The 19,324-nt window shown below is 54.3% G+C and carries 18 protein-coding genes; 11 read left to right on the top strand and 7 right to left on the bottom strand.

What is annotated here, in order from left to right:
- Nucleotides 1-117 precede the first annotated feature (117 nt).
- Complete coding sequence (locus SK32_RS11245) at nt 118-570, top strand: acyltransferase (RefSeq protein WP_048212493.1); 453 nt, start codon at nt 118-120, stop codon at nt 568-570.
- Nucleotides 571-695: 125 nt separating this feature from the next.
- On the opposite strand, the gene catA is transcribed toward SK32_RS11245, so the two are convergent.
- From catA to SK32_RS11230, 3 genes are all read right to left on the bottom strand, one after another.
- Entirely contained in the window at nt 696-1,373 is a 678-nt protein-coding gene (gene catA, locus SK32_RS11240) for a type A chloramphenicol O-acetyltransferase (RefSeq protein ID WP_048212492.1), read from the bottom strand.
- A 148-nt stretch (nt 1,374-1,521) separates the two neighbouring features.
- Entirely contained in the window at nt 1,522-1,833 is a 312-nt protein-coding gene (locus tag SK32_RS11235; protein ID WP_048212491.1) for a putative quinol monooxygenase, read from the bottom strand.
- A 135-nt stretch (nt 1,834-1,968) separates the two neighbouring features.
- A complete protein-coding gene (locus tag SK32_RS11230; RefSeq protein ID WP_048212623.1) occupies nt 1,969-2,781 on the bottom strand; it encodes a DNA-binding transcriptional regulator in 813 nt (270 codons plus the stop codon).
- A 191-nt stretch (nt 2,782-2,972) separates the two neighbouring features.
- On the opposite strand from SK32_RS11230, the gene SK32_RS11225 reads away from it, so the two are divergent.
- The 10 genes from SK32_RS11225 to SK32_RS11175 all read left to right on the top strand — a co-directional run bounded on the left by SK32_RS11225 (nt 2,973) and on the right by SK32_RS11175 (nt 14,431).
- Nucleotides 2,973-4,637 carry a bifunctional 3-(3-hydroxy-phenyl)propionate/3-hydroxycinnamic acid hydroxylase gene (locus tag SK32_RS11225; RefSeq protein ID WP_048212490.1) on the top strand — a complete coding sequence of 555 codons (1,665 nt, stop codon included), beginning with the start codon at nt 2,973-2,975 and terminating at the stop codon, nt 4,635-4,637.
- Nucleotide 4,638: 1 nt separating this feature from the next.
- Nucleotides 4,639-5,583 carry a 2,3-dihydroxyphenylpropionate/2,3-dihydroxicinnamic acid 1,2-dioxygenase gene (mhpB, locus tag SK32_RS11220; protein ID WP_048212489.1) on the top strand — a complete coding sequence of 315 codons (945 nt, stop codon included), beginning with the start codon at nt 4,639-4,641 and terminating at the stop codon, nt 5,581-5,583.
- A 28-nt stretch (nt 5,584-5,611) separates the two neighbouring features.
- Nucleotides 5,612-6,478 (top strand): 2-hydroxy-6-oxonona-2,4-dienedioate hydrolase, encoded by an 867-nt coding sequence (gene mhpC / locus SK32_RS11215; protein ID WP_048212488.1) that lies wholly within the window; start codon nt 5,612-5,614, stop codon nt 6,476-6,478.
- Between the two features lie 9 nt (nt 6,479-6,487).
- Complete coding sequence (gene mhpD / locus SK32_RS11210; protein WP_048212487.1) at nt 6,488-7,297, top strand: 2-keto-4-pentenoate hydratase; 810 nt, start codon at nt 6,488-6,490, stop codon at nt 7,295-7,297.
- On the top strand, nt 7,294-8,244 hold the full coding sequence (gene mhpF, locus SK32_RS11205; RefSeq protein WP_048212486.1) for an acetaldehyde dehydrogenase: 951 nt from the start codon (nt 7,294-7,296) through the stop codon (nt 8,242-8,244). Before mhpD ends, mhpF begins: the two co-directional genes overlap by 4 nt.
- Nucleotides 8,241-9,254 carry a 4-hydroxy-2-oxovalerate aldolase gene (gene mhpE / locus SK32_RS11200; protein WP_048212485.1) on the top strand — a complete coding sequence of 338 codons (1,014 nt, stop codon included), beginning with the start codon at nt 8,241-8,243 and terminating at the stop codon, nt 9,252-9,254. Before mhpF ends, mhpE begins: the two co-directional genes overlap by 4 nt.
- A gap of 68 nt (nt 9,255-9,322) precedes the next feature.
- On the top strand, nt 9,323-10,537 hold the full coding sequence (gene mhpT / locus SK32_RS11195) for a 3-(3-hydroxy-phenyl)propionate transporter MhpT (protein WP_048212622.1): 1,215 nt from the start codon (nt 9,323-9,325) through the stop codon (nt 10,535-10,537).
- 275 nt (nt 10,538-10,812) lie between these two features.
- The gene (gene mmuP, locus SK32_RS11190) at nt 10,813-12,216 is read left to right on the top strand and encodes an S-methylmethionine permease (protein WP_048212484.1); all 1,404 of its coding nucleotides are present in this window, start codon (nt 10,813-10,815) and stop codon (nt 12,214-12,216) included.
- Complete coding sequence (gene mmuM, locus SK32_RS11185; RefSeq protein ID WP_048212483.1) at nt 12,203-13,135, top strand: homocysteine S-methyltransferase; 933 nt, start codon at nt 12,203-12,205, stop codon at nt 13,133-13,135. The genes mmuP and mmuM overlap by 14 nt, the downstream gene beginning before the upstream one ends.
- 315 nt (nt 13,136-13,450) lie before the next feature.
- Nucleotides 13,451-14,431, top strand: a complete 981-nt coding sequence (locus SK32_RS11175) for an IS5-like element ISKpn26 family transposase (RefSeq protein ID WP_000019441.1) — start codon at nt 13,451-13,453, stop codon at nt 14,429-14,431.
- A 132-nt stretch (nt 14,432-14,563) separates the two neighbouring features.
- On the opposite strand, the gene SK32_RS11170 is transcribed toward SK32_RS11175, so the two are convergent.
- The 4 genes from SK32_RS11170 to SK32_RS11155 all read right to left on the bottom strand — a co-directional run bounded on the left by SK32_RS11170 (nt 14,564) and on the right by SK32_RS11155 (nt 19,301).
- The gene (locus SK32_RS11170; RefSeq protein WP_231591571.1) at nt 14,564-15,232 is read right to left on the bottom strand and encodes a PAAR domain-containing protein; all 669 of its coding nucleotides are present in this window, start codon (nt 15,230-15,232) and stop codon (nt 14,564-14,566) included.
- Nucleotides 15,233-15,239: 7 nt separating this feature from the next.
- Nucleotides 15,240-15,932, bottom strand: coding sequence for a hypothetical protein (locus tag SK32_RS11165; RefSeq protein WP_048212481.1), 693 nt, complete (start codon nt 15,930-15,932; stop codon nt 15,240-15,242).
- A 232-nt stretch (nt 15,933-16,164) separates the two neighbouring features.
- Entirely contained in the window at nt 16,165-17,211 is a 1,047-nt protein-coding gene (gene fbpC / locus SK32_RS11160) for a ferric ABC transporter ATP-binding protein (protein WP_048212480.1), read from the bottom strand.
- 11 nt (nt 17,212-17,222) lie between these two features.
- Nucleotides 17,223-19,301 carry an ABC transporter permease gene (locus SK32_RS11155; RefSeq protein ID WP_048212479.1) on the bottom strand — a complete coding sequence of 693 codons (2,079 nt, stop codon included), beginning with the start codon at nt 19,299-19,301 and terminating at the stop codon, nt 17,223-17,225.
- Between the last annotated feature and the right edge of the window lie 23 nt (nt 19,302-19,324).

The raw sequence follows: 19,324 nt of genomic DNA, 5'->3' as shown, positions 1-19,324 counted from the left end.
AAACGCATCAATTGAAATTCCTGGCCTAAACTATCTGATAATAAATGGCAAAGGCGCTCCTGCAAGTTCAGGTCTTCAATACTGAAGCGTATTATCTTGAGTAAGGACAGTGCTGATATGAATATTATTGAAAGTGGTATTCGTGACGTAAAACAAGGTGAAAATGTCACAATAGTCATGCCTGTGAATCTTTATGAATGCGAGTTGGGCCATGATGTGTTTGTCGGGCCATTTGTTGAGATACAAAAGGGATGTGTCATAGGCGACAGAACTAAAGTGCAGTCCCATACTTTCATCTGTGAAAACGTTACCTTAGGCGAGGACTGCTTTATAGGGCATGGCGTGACCTTTGCTAACGATCTTTTCAAGAGCGGAAGTCCTGACGCTTCTGCAAAAAGCTGGATTAATATTGTATTAGGTAACGCAGTAACGGTGGGCAGTGGAGCCACAATTTTAACAACGGAAATTTGCAGTGGTGCGGTGATTGGTGCCGGTAGTGTGGTGATAAAGCCCGTGCTGGTAAAAGGCGTGTATGCTGGCAATCCGGCCAGACTTTTGCGAAAGCTTTAAGTATTACCCTTGCCATTGCGAACCCAAATTTATGTTCTTCCCAGACCGTTCATGTCGACCCCTCTTGTTTGCGGACATGGCGACTATTCTTGCTGCTCACGCCATATAAAGAAACGTCTGCTGCATCAGACGTTGCGTTCCTCTGAATGGTGCCGTAGGTCATGACTCATTTCCTGTAGTTCATTGATTAATCGTGCTAAATGGAAGCCATCGCACACAGAGTGATGTACCTGAACGGCGAGAGGTAACACTACTTTCCCATCTTGTTCATAGTATTTCCCAAGTGTGAACATGGGGGCAAAAAAGTTCTGCATGTTCGCAATGTTGATATTAAAACTGGTAAAACTTACCCAAGGGATAGCCGATACAAAAAATACATTTTCCGGAGACTCTCCCTTCGGCCAATAAGAAAGATTATTACAATAGCGTGCAACGTCTTCTGAATAAGTGTTTTGGAAGTGATGAATATTGCCATCGTAGCGGCTCCATAATGATGAAAAAGTCTCAGTTTCATTATGGAAAATGGTATAGCTTGGATGAATTTCATTCCATATGACAAGCTCATTGTTCTTTATAGCCATACGGAATTCAGTATGCTTGTTGACAACTTTAGCAAGGAGGGAAATCATAGTAGGGTAAAATTTCCAGCCAATCTCTTTTATATGTTTTAGTACTGCGGTAATGTCTAACAGAACAGTTTGGTTAATTGTACTTTGAGCAAAAGACTGAAATACCTCAAAATGCTCTTTCCTTGGCCAACGAGACAAGTCAACAGCCGTATATTCTGGAGTTGTTTTTTTCACTTTTTATCCTTTGATTTGCAATCAAATATCATATTTTAGCCTAAGTCTTTCCATGACGTAATCAGGCTGCATGTCCCGAAGCATGTTACCAGCGAACGCATTTGCGAGAGTAGCGTATCCTTATACAGGAAGAAGGATTAAAGCCTCTTCACAAGAGACTTTGCGCCCCTGGATTTACGATGTCATTCATCAGTGTGTAACGTGCTTCTTTGCGCGTGTATTGATCGATTAACGGCACAAGTCGCCGGAAATGCTCACTGGCACAATGTTCATCGAGAGCCGCGTGGTCTGGCCATTCTTCGATGAAAATAAAATGGCCCGGATCTTTTTCATCAATATAGAGGTCATAAGCAATGCAGCGCGGTTCTTTCCTGGTGGCCGATATTAGCTCACGATACAACGGGAGAACGGTTTCAATATACTCAGGTTTGATGAAATCCTCGGCAATGACCTTTAACATGCAGCCTCCTGGCAAAAAATGAATGCACACTCTGCAATGAAGATATCATTAAAGCAAGATGACACCGCGTGATATCGGCTGATGAGTGAGTCATCCCAACTATCAATCAGATGATGCGCATAACTGTGATCCACTTCACCTCCCGGCAACCAAAATCTCCTGCGACTCGACGCCGTCCTCAATCTGTTTCGCCACCCTTTGTAAGGCCGGAAGATGCTTTTCTGCGGCCTGTTCGATGGTCATGGCGCTGGCCATATACACCAGATTCAGGCAGCCGATCACCCGCTGTTCGCTGCGGATGGGGACGGCGATAGAAGCGATTTTCTCCTCCTGATCCCAGCCGCGATAGTTCTGACCAAAACCGTCTTTCCGCGCCCGGGTCAAAATGGCGTCGAGCTTTAAGGGTTCGCGCGCCAGCTGGAACTCTTCTCCTGGCCGGGAGGCCAGCATTTCAATCAGTTCCTGACGTTCATTCTCCGGGCTAAATGCCAGCCAGGTCAGGCCGGAAGCGGTTTTCAGCAATGGCAAACGACGCCCGACCATCGCCCGGTGAAACGACAGGCGGCTGAAGCGGTGGGTTGTTTCACGTACCACCATCGCGTCCACATCCAGCGTGGAAACGTCGGTCGGCCAGATCACCTCGCGCAGCAAATCCCCCAGCAGCGGGGCGGCCAGCGCAGAAATCCACTGCTCGTCACGAAATCCCTCGCTAAGCTGACGGACCTTGATGGTTAAGCGAAAGCTGTCATCGGACAGGCTGCGTCGGACGTAACCCTCATCCTGCAACGTTTCCAGCAGCCGCCTGACCGTAGTGCGGTGCAGGCCGCTCAGCTCAGCCAGCAGGCCAACGCTGGCTCCACCATCGAGCCGGTTTAACATATTTAATAACATTAATCCGCGCGTTAATCCGCGTACGGTTTTGTATTCAGTACCGTCATCATTTTTCATATTTATTGACAAATCTACAGGTAAAACAACGTTGTGCACTTAGTGCACATCCAGGCATGTTTTGATTGTAGCGCAAAAACTCACTCCTATACTGACCGCACAACAAAAAATTATTCACATATTTTTAACAAAACAGATTGCGCCTCACCAGGGTCTGCAATTGCGTTTTGTCCGAGTCGTGAGGTTCTGAAATGACAACAATAAACCCTGATATCCAACCCGCTGTGCAGCACACCGTTCAGGTCGCGATTGCTGGTGCCGGCCCGGTGGGGCTAATGATGGCCAACTATCTGGGCCAGATGGGCATTGAAGTGCTGGTGGTGGAGAAGCTCGACACGCTGATCGACTATCCCCGCGCTATCGGGATTGACGATGAAGCGCTGCGCACCATGCAGTCCGTTGGTCTGGTCGAAAACGTGCTGCCGCATACTACGCCGTGGCACGCGATGCGCTTTCTCACCCCGAAAGGCCGCTGCTTTGCTGATATCCAGCCGATGACCGACGAATTTGGCTGGTCGCGCCGCAACGCGTTTATTCAGCCGCAGGTGGATGCGGTGATGCTGGAAGGGCTGTCGCGTTTTCCCAGCGTGCGCTGCCTGTTTTCCCGCGAACTGGAAGCCTTCAGCCAACAGAACGGTGAAGTAACGCTGAATCTGAAAGCGCCGGACGGCCAGCGCGAAACGGTGAAGGCCCAGTGGCTGGTGGCCTGCGACGGTGGGGCCAGCAACGTCAGACGTTCGCTGAATGTGCCATTTGAAGGAAAAACCGCGCCAAATCAGTGGATTGTGGTGGATATCGCCAACGATCCGCTCAGCACGCCGCATGTGTATCTGTGCTGCGATCCGGTGCGCCCGTATGTCTCCGCTGCGCTGCCACATGCGGTACGCCGCTTTGAATTTATGGTGATGCCGGGAGAAACCGAAGCGCAACTCAGTGAGCCGCAAAATATGCGCCAGTTGCTGAGCAAAGTGCTGCCGAACCCGGATAACGTCGAACTGATCCGCCAGCGTGTGTATACCCATAACGCCCGTCTGGCCGAACGTTTTCGCATTGACCGCGTGCTGCTGGCCGGCGACGCGGCGCACATTATGCCGGTCTGGCAGGGGCAGGGGTACAACAGCGGCATGCGCGATGCCTTCAACCTGGCGTGGAAACTGGCGCTGGTCATTAAGGGCAAAGCTGGTGATGCGCTGCTGGATACCTACCAGCAGGAACGCCGCGACCACGCCAAAGCAATGATCGATCTCTCGGTGACCGCAGGCAACGTACTGGCACCGCCAAAACGCTGGCACGGTGCGGTACGCGACGGGGTTTCCTGGCTGCTGAACTACATTCCGCCGGTCAAACGCTACTTCCTTGAAATGCGCTTTAAGCCGATGCCGCAATACCATGTTGGAGCACTGGTGCGTGAGTGTGACGCGAAAACGTCACCGGTCGGCAAGATGTTTATCCAGCCGAAGGTGACGCTGGAATCGGGTGAAGTGACGCTGCTCGACAATGTCATCGGGCCGAATTTTGCGGTGATTGGCTGGGGCTGTAACCCGCTATGGGGCATGAGCGAGGCGCAGATCCAACAGTGGCAGGCGTTGGGCACGCGGTTTATCCAGGTGGTGCCGGATACGCAAATTCATACCGAGCAGGATAACTATGACGGCGTTATCCGCATTGGCGATACGCAAAACCGCCTGCGCACGTGGTTTGCCCAGCACAACGCTTCGCTGGTGGTGATGCGCCCGGACCGCTTTGTGGCCGCCATCGCTATTCCGCAAACTCTGGGCAGTACCCTGAATAAACTGGCGTCGGTGATGACGCTTACCCGCGCTACTGCCGATATTCCTGTTGAAAAGGTGGCCTGATATGCACGCTTATCTTCACTGTCTTTCCCACTCGCCGCTGGTGGGGTACGTCGACCCGGCGCAGACCGTGCTCGACGAGGTTAACGGCGTGATCGCCAGCGCCCGGGCGCGCATTGCGGCGTTTGACCCTGAACTGGTGGTGCTGTTTGCCCCCGATCACTACAACGGTTTTTTTTACGATGTGATGCCGCCGTTCTGTTTAGGCGTGGGAGCCACGGCGATCGGCGATTTCGGCAGCGCGGCGGGGGAACTGCCGGTGCCGACAGATCTCGCTGAAGCCTGCGCCCACGCGGTGATGAAAAGCGGCATCGATCTCGCCGTGTCCTACAACATGCAGGTCGATCATGGTTTCGCCCAGCCGCTGGAGTTCTTGCTTGGTGGGCTGGATAAGGTGCCTGTGCTGCCGGTGTTTATTAACGGTGTCGCCACGCCGCTGCCAGGCTTTCAGCGTACCCGCATGCTCGGGGAAGCGATTGGCCGTTTCGCCAGCTCATTGAATAAACGCGTACTGTTTTTAGGCTCCGGCGGGCTGTCGCATCAGCCGCCGGTACCGGAGCTGGCGAAGGCCGATGCTCATATGCGCGACCGTCTGCTTGGCAGCGGTAAACAACTGCCCGAAAACGAGCGCGAGCTGCGCCAGCAGCGGGTGATCAGCGCCGCCGAGAAGTTCGTGGCCGATCAAAACTCGCTGCATCCGCTGAACCCTGTCTGGGATAACCGCTTTATGAGCCTGCTTGAGCAGGGGCGTTTGCAGGAGCTGGACGCGGTCAGTAACGAAGAGTTGTCCGCGATGGCGGGCAAATCAACGCACGAAGTAAAAACCTGGGTTGCCGCCTTCGCCGCCATTTCTGCCTTTGGCAACTGGCGCAGCGAAGGCCGTTATTACCGCCCGATCCCAGAGTGGATCGCCGGATTCGGCTCCCTGAGCGCCACCACACAGAACTGAAACAGAACTGAATATGCAGGAGAACATCATGACTTACCAACCGCAAACCGAAGCCGCTACCAGTCGTTTTCTGGAGGTGCAGGAAGCAGGCGAAACACTACGCGTGCATTTCAATGACTGTGGACAGGGCGAAGAGACCGTCGTGCTGCTGCACGGCTCCGGTCCTGGCGCGACGGGCTGGGCAAACTTCAGCCGCAATATTGATCCGCTGGTACAGGCCGGATACCGGGTGATCCTGCTGGATTGTCCTGGCTGGGGTAAAAGCGATGGGATCGTTAACCGCGGTTCGCGATCCGATCTCAACGCCCGCATCCTGAAAAGCGTAGTCGATCAACTGGATATTCAGAAAATCCACCTGCTGGGCAACTCGATGGGCGGCCACAGTTCCGTGGCGTTCACCCTGAGCTGGCCGGAGCGCGTGGGCAAGCTGGTGCTGATGGGCGGCGGGACGGGCGGCATGAGTCTGTTTACCCCGATGCCGACCGAAGGTATTAAGCGGCTGAATCAGCTGTACCGCGCGCCAACTATCGAGAACCTGAAGCTGATGATGGATATCTTTGTCTTCGATACCAGCGATCTCACGGAGGCGCTGTTTGAAGCGCGTCTGAACAATATGCTGTCGCGCCGCGATCACCTGGACAACTTTGTGAAAAGCCTCGAAGCCAACCCGAAACAGTTCCCGGACTTCGGCCCGCGCCTGGGGGAAATTAAAGCCCAAACTCTGATTGTCTGGGGACGCAATGACCGCTTCGTGCCGATGGATGCTGGTCTGCGCCTGCTCTCCGGGATTGCCGGTTCTGAGCTGCACATCTACCGCGACTGCGGACACTGGGCGCAGTGGGAACATGCGGATGCCTTTAATCAGCTGGTGCTGAATTTCCTCGCACGCCCTTAAGGAACGGACATGACCAATCTTAATCTTGAGCAGTTAGCCGCCGATTTACGTCTGGCGGAGGAAAAAGGGGAAGCTATCGCCCCGCTGCGTGAACTGATCGGCGTGGACAACGGCGAAGCGGCCTACGCCATTCAACGCATCAACGTGCAGTATGAAGTGGCGCGCGGGCGTCGCGTGGTCGGGCGCAAAGTAGGGCTGACACACCCGAAAGTGCAGCAGCAGCTTGGCGTCGATCAGCCGGACTTCGGTACGCTGTTTGCCGACATGTGCTACGGCGATAACGACACCATTGCGTTTGAGCGCGTGCTGCAACCGCGTATTGAAGCGGAAATCGCGCTGGTGCTGAACCGCGATCTGCCCAATGCCGACACTACTTTTGACGAGCTTTATAACGCCATCGAGTGGGTGTTGCCCGCGCTGGAAGTGGTCGGCAGCCGTATCCGCGACTGGTCAATCAAGTTTGTTGATACCGTGGCGGATAACGCCTCCTGCGGCGTGTATGTGGTCGGCGGCCCGGCACAGCGTCCGGCAGGATTAGATCTGAAAAACTGCGCGATGAAAATGACGCGCAATAACGAAGAAGTGTCCAGCGGGCGCGGCAGCGAATGCCTGGGACATCCGCTCAACGCCGCCGTCTGGCTGGCGCGCAAAATGGCCAGCCTCGGCGAGCCGCTACGTGCCGGAGATATCATTCTCACCGGAGCGTTAGGCCCGATGGTGGCGGTGAATGCGGGCGATCGTTTCGAGGCCCATATCGACGGTATTGGTTCAGTTGCCGCCACTTTTTCAGCGGCGGTTACAAGAGGAAGTCAGTCATGAGTAAGCGTAAAGTCGCCATTATCGGCTCCGGCAACATCGGTACCGATTTGATGATAAAAATTCTGCGTCACGGGAAGCATCTGGAAATGGCGGTGATGGTCGGTATCGATCCGCAATCCGACGGACTGGCGCGCGCCAGTCGTATGGGCGTCGCCACTACTCATGAAGGGGTGACGGGACTTATCTCCATGCCAGAGTTTGCCGATATCGACATCGTGTTTGACGCCACCAGTGCGAGCGCGCATGTGAAAAATGACGCCGCGCTGCGTGCTGCTAAACCGGGGATCCGCCTGATCGACCTGACGCCTGCGGCGATCGGTCCGTACTGCGTCCCGGTGGTGAATCTGGACGCTAACGTTGACCAACAGAACGTCAATATGGTGACCTGCGGCGGGCAAGCGACTATCCCGATGGTGGCGGCGGTTTCTCGCGTGGCAAAAGTCCATTACGCCGAAATTATCGCCTCGATCGCCAGTAAATCTGCGGGTCCAGGCACGCGCGCTAATATCGATGAGTTTACCGAAACCACCTCGAAGGCGATTGAAGTGGTTGGCGGCGCGGCAAAAGGTAAAGCGATTATCGTCCTTAACCCGGCCGAGCCGCCGCTGATGATGCGCGACACGGTGTATGTGCTGAGCGAAGCGGCCTCTGAGGTTGAAGTTGAAGCATCGATTAATGAGATGGCGGCGGCGGTGCAGGCGTACGTGCCGGGCTATCGTCTGAAACAGCGTGTCCAGTTTGAAGTCATCCCGCAGGATAAACCGGTCAATCTGCCGGGCATCGGTCAGTTCTCCGGGCTGAAAACCGCCGTCTATCTGGAAGTGGAAGGCGCGGCGCACTATCTGCCAGCCTACGCGGGCAATCTCGATATTATGACCTCCAGTGCGCTGGCGACCGCTGAGAAGATGGCGCAGTCACTCACTCGTCAGGCAGGAGAAGCAGCATGAACGGTAAAAAACTCTATATCTCTGACGTGACCCTGCGCGACGGCATGCACGCCATTCGTCATCAATATTCGCTGGAAAACGTGCGCCAGATTGCCAAAGCGCTGGACGACGCACGGGTCGATTCCATTGAGGTGGCGCACGGCGACGGTCTGCAGGGTTCCAGTTTTAACTACGGCTTTGGCGCGCACAGCGACCTGGAGTGGATTGAAGCGGCGGCGGACGTGGTCAAGCACGCTAAGATTGCCACGCTGCTGTTGCCGGGCATCGGCACGATTCATGACCTGAAAAATGCATATCAGGCTGGGGCGCGCGTCGTGCGCGTGGCGACCCACTGCACCGAAGCGGACGTGTCGGCCCAGCATATTCAGTATGCGCGTGAGCTTGGCATGGATACCGTCGGCTTTCTGATGATGAGCCATATGACCACGCCGGAGCACCTCGCGCAGCAGGCGAAGCTGATGGAAAACTACGGCGCGACCTGTATCTATGTGGTCGATTCAGGCGGGGCGATGAACATGTCTGATATCCGTGACCGCTTCCGCGCCCTGAAAGCGGTGCTGAAACCGGAGACGGAAACCGGGATGCACGCCCACCACAACCTGAGCCTCGGCGTGGCGAACTCGATTGCCGCGGTAGAGGAGGGCTGTGACCGTATCGATGCCAGCCTGGCCGGTATGGGCGCAGGCGCAGGCAACGCGCCGCTGGAGGTGTTTATCGCCGCGGCAGATAAGCTTGGCTGGCAGCACGGCACAGATCTGTATGCGCTGATGGACGCCGCCGACGATCTGGTGCGTCCGTTACAGGACCGTCCGGTGCGGGTCGATCGCGAAACGCTGGCGCTGGGCTATGCCGGAGTGTACTCAAGTTTCCTGCGCCACTGCGAAGTGGCGGCGGAGCGGTATGGCCTGAGCGCGGTAGATATTCTGGTTGAACTGGGCAAACGCCGGATGGTGGGCGGCCAGGAAGATATGATCGTCGACGTGGCGCTGGATCTGCGCAACAGAAAATAAAAATGATTACGCGGCTGGCAACGTATCAGCCGCGATTCACCTGCATCGTGACCTCAGAGGTACATCTTATGACTACCCGTACCCCCACATCCTCATCCCGCCTGACGTTGACCGTCGGGCTGTGTTTTTTAGTCGCCCTGATGGAAGGGCTGGATTTACAGGCCGCCGGGATCGCTGCCGTCGGTATCGCCCATGCGTTTGCATTAGATAAAATGCAGATGGGCTGGATCTTCAGCGCGGGCATTCTCGGACTGCTGCCCGGCGCGCTGGTGGGCGGCATGCTGGCCGATCGCTATGGCCGCAAACGCATTCTTATTGCCTCCGTGGCGCTGTTCGGTCTGTTCTCGCTGGCAACAGCGATATCCTGGGATTTCTCATCGCTGGTGTTTGCCCGCCTGATGACCGGTGTTGGGCTGGGCGCAGCGTTGCCGAATCTGATCGCGCTGACTTCTGAGGCGGCGGGCCCACGTTTTCGTGGTACGGCGGTGAGCCTGATGTATTGCGGTGTGCCGATTGGCGCGGCGCTGGCGGCAGCGCTCGGGTTTAGCGGTCTGGCCTCTGCCTGGCAAACGGTGTTCTGGGTCGGCGGGGTGATCCCGCTGCTGCTGGTACCGCTGTTGATGCGCTGGTTGCCGGAATCGCAGGTTTACGCCCAACAAACGCAGGTGGCTGCCGCGCCGCTGCGCGCGCTGTTTGCGCCAACCACCGCGACAGCCACGCTGCTGCTGTGGCTGTGCTATTTCTTCACCCTGCTGGTGGTGTATATGCTGATCAACTGGCTGCCGATGCTGCTGGTCGGGCAGGGCTTTCAGCCCTCGCAGGCGGCGGGCGTGATGTTTGCCCTGCAAATTGGCGCGGCCAGCGGCACCTTAATCCTCGGGGCGTTGATGGATAAACTGCGTCCGGTGGTGATGTCACTTTTGATCTACACCGGGATGCTGGCATCATTGCTGGCGCTGGGCACGGTATCGTCATTGAGCGGTATGCTGATGGCGGGATTTGTGGCGGGGATGTTTGCCACCGGGGGGCAAAGCGTGTTGTATGCGCTGGCACCGCTGTTTTACAGCACGCAGATCCGCGCCACCGGCGTGGGTACCGCTGTCGCCGTCGGGCGTCTGGGTGCGATGAGCGGTCCGCTGCTGGCAGGGAAAATGTTAGCGCTTGGCACCGGAACAGTGGGGGTGATGGCAGCTTCAGCGCCGGGTATTTTAGTGGCGGGCCTGGCGGTATTTATTCTGATGAACCGCAAATCGCAGATGCCGGTCCCGGCCAGCGGTGCTTAAGCGCTCATTCGGTGGTATGAGTGGGGGAGATACGGTTCCCACTTCCGGGTGAACGCCAGTCGGTGAGGACGTTGCCAGAGTTTACATAAAGCCTGGCAACGGAGGCGTTATGAGCTGGCGACCCTTTTTGTATCTGATTATTAATCCCCACCCGACATTAAGCGCCCGGCGCGGGCATCTGCGCCTGGTGCAGGGTTGACTTTGCATTCTGTTAACAAACGCGGTATAACAAACCTTCTTTGGATGTTTAGATGTCCATACGTTCAGAAGGTTATATGCAAACAACACAACAAAATGCGCCACTGAAGCGCACAATGAAAACGCGTCACCTGATTATGCTCTCCTTAGGTGGCGTGATTGGCACAGGGTTATTCTTCAATACCGGGTACATCATCTCCACCACCGGGGCGGCGGGAACGCTGCTGGCCTATCTGATTGGCGCGCTGGTAGTCTGGTTGGTTATGCAGTGTCTGGGCGAGCTGTCGGTCGCGATGCCGGAGACCGGGGCGTTTCACGTCTATGCTGCGCGTTATCTTGGCCCTGCAACGGGATATACCGTGGCCTGGCTCTACTGGCTGACCTGGACTGTGGCGCTGGGTTCGAGTTTTACCGCCGCCGGATTCTGTATGCAGTACTGGTTTCCGCAGGTACCAGTATGGGTCTGGTGTGTGGTGTTCTGCGCGATTATTTTTGGTCTAAACGTCATCTCCACGCGCTTTTTTGCCGAAGGGGAGTTCTGGTTCTCGCTGGTAAAAGTGGTCACTATCATCGCCTTTATCATCCTCGGCGGGGCGGCGATTTTTGGTTTTATCCCGATGCAGGATGGCTCGCCCGCGCCGGGACTGAGTAATATCACGGCGGAAGGCTGGTTCCCACACGGTGGCTTACCGATCCTGATGACGATGGTGGCGGTGAATTTTGCTTTTTCGGGAACTGAGCTTATCGGTATTGCCGCCGGAGAAACAGAAAACCCGCGCAAGGTTATTCCGGTGGCGATTCGTACTACCATCGCGCGACTGATTATTTTCTTTATCGGCACCGTGTTTGTGCTGGCGGCGCTGATCCCGATGCAGCAGGCGGGCGTGGAGAAAAGCCCGTTTGTGCTGGTGTTTGAGAAGGTGGGGATTCCATACGCCGCCGATATTTTTAACTTCGTGATCCTGACGGCTATTCTATCCGCGGCGAACTCCGGGCTGTATGCCTCCGGGCGCATGCTGTGGTCGCTGTCGAATGAACGCACGCTGCCAGCCTGTTTTTCCCGAGTGACGAAAAACGGCGTGCCGCTGACGGCGCTGTCGGTCAGTATGCTCGGCGGCGTGTTGGCGCTGTTTTCCAGCGTGGTGGCCCCGGACACGGTATTTGTCGCGCTGTCGGCAATCTCCGGGTTCGCGGTGGTGGCGGTGTGGCTGAGCATTTGCGCTTCGCACTTTGTCTTTCGCCGCCGTCATCTGCAGCAGGGTAAGGCATTGAGTGAATTGCATTATCTCGCGCCGTGGTATCCGCTGGTGCCGGTACTGGGATTTGTGCTGTGCCTGGTGGCTTGTGTCGGGCTGGCATTCGATCCAGCGCAGAGAATTGCGCTGTGGTGCGGGTTACCGTTTGTGGCAGTGTGTTATGGTGCTTATTTCCTTACCCAACCGCGTAAAGCCAAACAGGAGCCCGAACATGTCGCAGAATAATCCGTTAAGCGCCATCCTTGATAAACAGGATTTCCTGCTGCTCGATGGTGCGATGGCGACGGAGCTGGAAGCGCGTGGCTGTAACTTAGCCGACAGCCTGTGGTCAGCCAAAGTGCTGGTCGAAAATCCGGAGCTTATCCGCGAAGTCCATCTCGATTACTACCGGGCGGGGGCGCAGTGTGCGATTACCGCCAGCTACCAGGCGACACCGGCGGGGTTTGCCGCCCGTGGCCTGGATGAAGCGCAGTCGAAAGCGCTAATTGGTAAAAGCGTGGAGCTGGCGCGTAAAGCCCGTGAAGCGTATCTGGCCGAGAACCCGCAGGCGGGCACGCTGCTGGTAGCAGGGTCCGTCGGGCCTTACGGCGCGTATCTGGCGGATGGTTCTGAATACCGTGGTGATTACCAACGTAGCGCTGAAGAGTTTCAGGCGTTTCACCGCCCGCGCGTGGAAGCGTTACTGGATGCCGGGGCCGATCTGCTGGCCTGTGAAACCCTGCCAAATTTTGCCGAAATTAGCGCGCTGGCTGAGCTATTGACCGCATATCCGCGCGCGCGGGCGTGGTTCTCATTTACCCTGCGCGACAGCGAGCACCTGAGCGACGGTACGCCGTTGCGTGACGTGGTTGCGTTGCTGGCGGGTTATCCGCAGGTGGTGGCGCTAGGTATTAACTGCATTGCGCTGGAAAATACCACCGCTGCGTTGCAGCATTTACACGGTTTAACGGCGCTGCCGCTGGTGGTGTATCCGAACTCGGGCGAGCAGTATGATGCCGTGAGCAAAACCTGGCATCATCACGGTGAGCATTGTGCGCATCTGGCGGATTATCTGCCGCAGTGGCAGGCCGCTGGCGCACGGTTGATTGGCGGGTGCTGTCGCACCACGCCTGCGGATATTGCCGCGCTAAAAGCGCGAAGCTGAGAGTTTATCGGGCCTACAGTGAATGATGTGGCGATACGGCTGGATTGTTGATCAGATATAGGGTGCATTGATATAAAATTAAAGAAGGGACTCCAATGGAGTCCCTTTATTCAAAATGCAATAAACATACTTAGCAACACAGGAATACATAAAATCCACAGCACTGCTTCAATTTTAAATCCTAGTGTTAATTTGCAAGGCAATCCTCTTATTAAATTATAACCCTCTATGCTCATACCATAATTAGGGAAGGTGCGAACAAGTTCCTGATATGAGATCATCATATTCATCCGGAGCGCATCCCAGAGGGACATCATGAGCCATCAACTCACCTTCGCCGATAGTGAATTCAGCACTAAGCGCCGTCAGACCCGAAAAGAGATTTTCCTCTCCCGCATGGAGCAGATTCTGCCATGGCAGAATATGACCGCTGTCATCGAGCCGTTTTATCCCAAGGCGGGCAATGGCCGACGGCCCTATCCGCTGGAGACCATGCTGCGTATTCACTGCATGCAGCATTGGTACAACCTGAGCGACGGTGCCATGGAAGATGCCCTGTACGAAATCGCCTCCATGCGCCTGTTTGCCCGATTATCCCTGGATAGCGCCCTGCCGGATCGCACCACCATCATGAATTTCCGCCACCTGCTCGAGCAGCATCAACTGGCCCGTCAATTGTTCAAGACCATCAATCGCTGGCTGGCCGAAGCAGGCGTCATGATGACCCAAGGCACTTTGGTGGATGCCACCATCATTGAGGCACCCAGCTCTACCAAGAACAAAGAGCAGCAACGCGATCCGGAGATGCATCAGACCAAGAAAGGCAATCAGTGGCACTTTGGCATGAAGGCCCACATTGGTGTCGATGCCAAGAGTGGCCTGACCCACAGCCTGGTCACCACCGCGGCCAACGAGCATGACCTCAATCAGCTGGGTAATCTGCTTCATGGAGAGGAGCAATTTGTCTCAGCCGATGCCGGCTACCAAGGAGCGCCACAGCGCGAGGAGCTGGCCGAGGTGGATGTGGACTGGCTGATCGCCGAGCGTCCCGGCAAGGTAAAAACCTTGAAGCAGCATCCGCGCAAGAACAAAACGGCCATCAACATCGAATACATGAAAGCCAGCATCCGTGCCAAGGTGGAGCACCCGTTTCGCATCATCAAGCGGCAGTTCGGCTTCGTGAAAGCCAGATACAAGGGGCTGCTGAAAAACGATAACCAACTGGCGATGTTATTCACCCTGGCCAACCTGTTTCGGGTGGACCAAATGATACGTCAGTGGGAGAGATCTCAGTAAAAACCGGAAATAACGCCAGAAATGGTGGAAAAAATAGCCTAAATAGGCTGATTCGATGTGTTTGCGGGAAAAAAATCGGCCCAGATCCGCGAAATTTTAATCAGCGAGTCAGCTTGGGAAGAAATGACCTGCTTATTCGCACCTTCCCAAGGTAAGTGGGGCCAGAGCTTTATCAATTCGATCACGCGCTTTTTGCAATGTTTCAATCTGTTGCTGATCTTGCTTTTCAGGATCAATAACAATCAGAATTGAACCAGGTTGTTTTTTCATATCAGGGTTCAGTTTGTGATACAGCTCTCTCGTACCCTCGGGGGGGTTAACGAAAATATACGGCTCATATGTTGATGGTTTTGACTCATAGGGCAATACACAAAATCCCCCATCGACAGGCTCACGAGGCGGTTTATCCTCTTCACCCGGACAATATGGTCCAGGTGCCATCGTGAGCGGTTTTGGCGCGTTCTGCGGCGCTACAGAGACCACTCTGTTTGTGACTGGCTTAGGTGCGGAGAGAACTTCACTCTCATAGAAATAAGTGACATTTGAAATTGAGTTAATAAATCTGCATTTGCAAGGGCATGTGCCAACGCTATGTGCTGTTCCGGCAGCTTGAACACCATGTATAAAATAACCCGGTTGTCCTCCTACTATGTGGTAGAGTTTTTTATCTTTACCGCATATATAGCTATCGCCATGTCGTGCCGTTGGCTGTCCGTCGAGTATATGATTAGTACAGCCTGTTAAAATAGTACCGCCGCAGGTTGTTTTATCACCGACCCTTAAAAAATATGCAATTCCCATACAATTCTCATTTTAATAAACTTAAACTTTCCGGATTACAAAAAATCCAGTCATTTTTCCATGTTGCCATATAAACACAATCTTCGATTTTATTCGATTCTTTGAATTGCATATTATTATAAGCGATTAGACTTTGTTCTTTTAAATAGTCATTATGATAATTACATTGCGATTGAGTATGACTTAGAAAATCAGGGAATCTTTTCTTCCACATTTGATGAAATCTATCTGTAACTTTTTCAGGTATTTTTAGGATAGGCAATTTTTCATTTTCACTGAAACTGCTAAAGGTATATTTGACGGGGATTACAACTTGAGCTAAATGATAACCATGATATATAATATTGCATTGTTTATCAGCCCATAATCCTGCACTCAACAGCAGATAATAATCATCGCTATTTTTGATGGTTTTATTGTTTTTTACCATTTCCCCAATGTTAAAATCATTCAGTGCATATACGCTCCACTTTTCATTAAATTTTTTCTCTAGGTAAACAGAGTAAATTGATGCTTCCATCTTTGAATAAAAGATTAAAATCCCCTCGATACTTCGATCGTATTTCCTCCACAACGGTTCTAACATTTTTTCGTTTTTATGCGTTGTTTTGTTGTATATCCCGCTGACACGACCCAATACCCATAATTCGTGCTCGCTTATATATTGAGTGATTTGGTTTTCTTCCTGGTAAAAATACATTTTTGAATCTCTCTCATCCGTTGAAAGCGTGATGACATACTATTTTCTCTGTAAAAGTTGTGCGGCTGATCGCATAAGTAATAAAAAAGCCTGAATCCAATTAAGGATGATTCAGGCTTGGAATAATTAAGTTTATATGTATTTACTTAATAAATATTTTATAAGGATTTTTCCTTCTCTATAATCAAATTAATTTTATCTGGTCCGTTGTTTGATCGTAGCCCGGCACAAATTATGCCGCATCCGCCAGAACAAACATACCGTACGGGTGGATTTCGAGATAATACTGCTCGCCGACGTCCGGCTGTAAACGCGTAGCGTTGACCTGCAATAAGATTTCCTGCCCGTGCCATTCCACCGTGACTTCATACTGGGGGCCCATATAGGCCACGTGGCGGATCACGCAGCGCTGACTCTCTTCGCCGCGATCGCTGAGCGTGATCGCTTCCGGGCGCACGCCGACCATACCTTCGCCTTGTGTACCAAAGTGCAGCGGGCGTGGCAGGTGATAGCCATAGATATCAACGTATTGGTCACTGAAGGTGGCCGGGAACAGGTTGGCGTCGCCCATAAAACTTGCCATAAAGCGGGAGGCGGGCTGGCGATAGAGATCCTGCGGTGAACCGATCTGCATGATGTGCCCCTTGTTCATCACCAGCACGGTATCGGAAACCGCAAAGGCTTCGCTCTGATCGTGGGTAACGTACAGCGAGGTGATATCAAACTGCTTTTGCAGTTCGCGGATCTTGTCGCGCATGCTGCGACGCAGGTTGGCGTCGAGGTTACTCAACGGCTCATCAAACAGCAATACTTTCGGTTTGAGGATCAACGCGCGGGCCAGCGCTACGCGCTGTTGCTGACCGCCGGAGATCTGATCGACATAGCGCTCTTCGAAGCCTTCCAGATCGACCATCGCCAGTGCCTCTTTGACACGGGCTTTCACCTCAGCGCGGGATACGCCGAGCATCTTCAGGCCATAACCCACGTTCTCTCCCAGCGACATATGCGGGAACAGGGCATAGGACTGAAACACCATACAGATATCACGCTGCTGAATTGAGCGATGGGTGACGTCTTCGCCATCAATGAAAATCTGCCCTTCGCTCGGTTTTTCCAGCCCGGCGACCAGGCGCAAAATGGTGGTTTTACCACAACCGGATGGGCCGAGCAGCGTCACCATTTGCCCCTGCGGAATGGTGAGATTGATATTGTCGATAACCGTGTTGCTGCCAAATCGTTTGGTGACGTTGCGCAGTTCAACGAAATTTTTCTGAGTCATAGTGCGCTCCATTACGCCTGGTTTTTGGCTTTTGAACGGGAGGTTCGTGATTCACCGATCAGCCAGTCAAAGATGAAAATAATCGCCAGCATCACCACGATCAGAATGGAACCGTAGGCAATCGCCACACCGTATTCGCCATCTTCCACGCGGTTCAGGATGTAGGCCGTGGCCACGCGGGTATCCGGCGTGACGAGGAACACGATGGCGCTGACGGTGGTAATGGCGCGCACAAAGCTGTAAATCAGCGCCGAAAGGATCGCCGGGCGTAGCAGCGGCAGCAGGATATGCGTAATGGTACGCAGCGAACCGGCGCGCAGGCTGAGCGAGGCTTCATCCAGTGATTTATCGATCTGGCCGAGTCCCGCGATACCCGCGCGAATGCCGACCGGGACGTTACGCATTACCATCGAGATAATGACAATCGCCGCTGTACCAGTGAGGTAAACCGGGGCGCTGTTAAAGGCCAGAATGTACGATACGCCCGCGACGGTGCCTGGAACGGCAAAGCACAGCATAGTGGTGAACTCGATGGTCTTTTTGCCCTTAAACTGCTGGCGCACGACTACCCAGGCGATCAGCAGGCCGAAGATGGCGGTGATCGGCGCGGCAATACCGGCGTAGAGCAGGGTGTCGAGCAGTGAAGGCCATGCGCCGTCGCTCATCCCCTGACCGAACAGTTTGGTAAAGTTCGCCAGCGTCAGGGTGTAGTCCACGCCCCAGTTAACGGTGAAACTGCCGTAGAAAATGCTGCCGTACAACAGGGCATTAAAGGCAATCCACACCGCCAGCAGCGCGACCACGCTCCACACCAGCGTCACCGGCAGCGGCTGCACGTCGCCCCGGTAGGATTTACCGGAAACGGTGACGTATGAGCGTTTACCAATCCACATATATTGCACGCAGAACACCAGCAGCGAGAACAGCAGCAGGAATGCACCCAGCGTACTGGCGGCCTGGTAGTCGAGCTGCGAACCGGTGATGTAGAAGTAGATTTGCGTTGCCAGCACGTCGAAGTTACCGCCGAGCACCAGCGGGTTACTAAAGTCAGCCAGCGATTGCACAACCACAATCAAAAAGGCGTTGGCCAGCGCGGGTTTCAGCAGCGGGACAAACACGCCGTTAAAGGTCTGCCAGCGGCTGGCACGGAGGGTGTATGACGCTTCTTCCAGCGACGGATGAATGGTTTTGATTGCTCCGTCGAGGATCATAAACGCCATCGGCGTGAAGGCCAGTACCTGCGCCAGCCAGATGCCGGTAAAACCGTACAGCCAGTTGGTGTTGGTTAAGCCAAACCATTCGACCATAAATTCGGTGATATAGCCGGAGCGTCCCATCATCAGCGTGACGCCTAAACCTACGACAAACGGCGGGGTGACGATCGGCAAAATCGAGAAGATACGTCCGATTATGGCGCTGCGTTTGGCGATCCGGGTGGTGTAGATCGCCAGCACCAGGCCAAAGAAGGTGCAGCCGACGCCGACGGCAATCGACAGCATAATTGAGTTGAGGATCACCTGAATGATGTGCGCCTGCGACAGCACATTCATAAACGCCAGCGGGGCAAATTCCCCGGCGTCGTTGGTGAACATCGGAATAAAAATCGCGATACTCGGCCAGACGATAAAAATACCGATCAGGGCGACAATCGCGGTGAGCGAGCCGATGACGAAACGGTCGCCGCCCAGCCATTCCAGACGGGTGAGCGCCAGGGTCATGATCGCGCCAAGTGCGATAAATAGCACGATGGTGGCATAGCCTAAGCCACGCCCTTCAAGGGTCGCGCTGGTGACGATAAACGCCATACAGAAAAATGCCCAGCCCGCGTCAAGATAATGGCGGCCGCGCTGTTCGCGTTTAGCTTCATGGAACGGGCGAACCAGCAGCAGGCTTGGCAGCAGATACCACAGCCAACTGATATTCAACTGTGACCAGCCGTAGGCGGCGAGTATTTCCTCGCGCGTCGACTCCAGCAGACCGTAGTCCAGGCTCCAGCCTGGCAACAGGGCAAACGCCAGCCAGCCAAGCAAAACCCAAAGAAATATCGCATCCCGTTTTTTCACGGGATGGAGTGCAAGTGTGTGTGACATAGCGGTTCCGGTATTCCAGGCCG

It is taken from the genome of Citrobacter sp. MGH100, assembly GCF_001034465.1.
Classification (GTDB): Bacteria; Pseudomonadota; Gammaproteobacteria; order Enterobacterales; family Enterobacteriaceae; genus Citrobacter; species Citrobacter youngae.
The sequence above is the reverse complement of the archived record's forward strand: the minus strand, read 5'-3'. Positions and strand labels throughout refer to the sequence as shown.